2 protein-coding genes and 1 pseudogene are annotated in these 1,337 nt (G+C 64.1%); 2 read left to right on the forward strand and 1 reads right to left on the reverse strand.

From position 1 onward, the window contains the following. Positions 1-31 precede the first annotated feature (31 nt). Together JMF90_RS37365 and JMF90_RS37370 are read left to right on the forward strand one after the other, a co-directional pair. On the forward strand, positions 32-652 hold the full coding sequence (locus JMF90_RS37365) for a TetR/AcrR family transcriptional regulator (RefSeq protein WP_011548286.1): 621 nt from the start codon (positions 32-34) through the stop codon (positions 650-652). Positions 653-838: 186 nt separating this feature from the next. Next, complete coding sequence (locus JMF90_RS37370) at positions 839-1,192, forward strand: hypothetical protein (protein WP_011548287.1); 354 nt, start codon at positions 839-841, stop codon at positions 1,190-1,192. 38 nt (positions 1,193-1,230) lie between these two features. On the opposite strand, the pseudogene JMF90_RS37375 reads toward JMF90_RS37370, so the two are convergent. Beyond that, positions 1,231-1,337 (reverse strand): annotated as a pseudogene (locus JMF90_RS37375) (alpha/beta hydrolase); the annotation flags it as partial.

Here is a 1,337-nt window from a genome sequence, read left to right on the forward strand (position 1 = left end):
AATTCGTACACTTTCAGTCAACCGCCCTGCCATGACGATTCCGACCGACGATCCGGGCCGCCGCGCGCGCAAACGCATCCAGATGCTCGCGCATCTCGCCGGGACCGGCGCACGCCTGTTCGATGCGCACGGCTACGAGGCCGTCACGATGGAGCAGATCGCCGCCGAGGCCGATGTCGCGAAACGGACGCTGTACAACCACTTTCCGACGAAGGAAGCCGTGCTCGCGCACTGGCTCGAAGGCGAACTCGCGCGCGATCTCGCGTATCTGCAGCGCGACGTCGCGCGGCGCAAGACCTTTGCATCGCGCATGGGTTGCGTGCTCGACGCGTCGGCAGCGTGGTGCGAACAACATCCGGTGTACCTGCTCGCGTACCTGCGGCACCGTTTCCTGAGCATCGGCGCAGCCGAACCGGAGCGTGCGGGAGAGAATGGCAGCGACATCGCACTGGTGTGGCAGCAACTGATCGCCGCCGGTCAGCAATCCGGCGAACTGAATGCGGCGCTGCGGGCCGATCAGCTCGCGACGTGGTTCCATCACCTGTATCTCGCGGCGATGCTGCGCTGGCTGACCGTGCCGGGGCTGTCGCTGAAACGGGAGTTTCAATCGGTCGCGAAGCTGTTCATCGAAGGCGCGGAAGCGAAGCGGTGACGCAGCCGACGCGTCGCGTGGCGCACACATTTTGTTACAACGAACCCACACTTCGCATGCCAAATTTCCCGCGCAGCAGTATGCTCATGTCGTACGGCTGCGCACTGTGCATCGGGTAATCCCGTCGTTCGCACGCGACACGCGCCGCCGTCGCGACCGCAATCACGCGTTGCAAGGAGGGTTGTGATGGCTACCACGCATCAGCACTTCCACCCCGAACTACGGCACGCCACCGCGCCGACCTACTTCATCAGTTACCTGTTCCCCGCGTTGCTGTTCGTCTACGAGCTGCTGCGCGTCGGCCAGTGGATTCGCGATCACGGGATGCAATTCGTCGCGTTCAAGCAGATGGGTTACGAGTATCTGCTGATGCTGCTGTTCGTCGGACTGCAGATCGTCGTCGAGGCGATCTTTCTGCTCGGCGCGGCGATGCGCAAGGATCATCGCGATTTCGAGCACCGCTTGCCGAACGTGATTCTCGGCATCGGTCTATCGATCGTACTGCTGGCGATCGATCTCGCGATCCAGCTTTCGTTCTGACGGCCGGCGGGCATCCGCCCGCTGGCGATGACGAACGCTCAGGCGCCCGCGTCGCGCAGCAGCGTCGCGACAGCGGCCAGCACGTCGTCCGTCCGCTCGCGGTGCGGCATGTGCCCGCAGCGCGCGAGCAACAGGAACGACGACG

The organism is Burkholderia sp. E168m23 (genome assembly GCF_016586125.1).
Taxonomy (GTDB): Bacteria; Pseudomonadota; Gammaproteobacteria; order Burkholderiales; family Burkholderiaceae; genus Burkholderia; species Burkholderia orbicola.